1 protein-coding gene is annotated in these 267 nt (G+C 47.6%); it reads right to left on the minus strand.

The window, feature by feature from the left end; translation table 11 throughout:
• Positions 1 to 267, minus strand: a 267-nt coding sequence (locus HJY11_RS13600; RefSeq protein WP_208076464.1) for a hypothetical protein, incomplete at both ends; no start/stop codon positions are given.

Here is a 267-nt window from a genome sequence, read left to right on the forward strand (position 1 = left end):
CCCAGCCGGAATCGTGCAACACTACGCTCAGTGTGTCTTCAATAGATCTTGCTGTATAATCCCACGGAACGGCATACTCATTGATCAGATCCAATCCAATATCCTCACAATGAACGGTCCATTCTTCATCTCCTTCGATGGACATGATTGTATACAGCCGATCCTTGCCATACTTATCCCGGAACGCAATATAATTTCCCTCCGTGATATATACGGAAACCGGATGCCGGGGATCCGTCGTAAAATCATAGGTCCCCACCGCACTGT

It is taken from the genome of Bittarella massiliensis (ex Durand et al. 2017) (genome assembly GCF_017566145.1).
In the GTDB taxonomy this organism is placed as follows: domain Bacteria; phylum Bacillota; class Clostridia; order Oscillospirales; family Ruminococcaceae; genus Bittarella; species Bittarella massiliensis_A.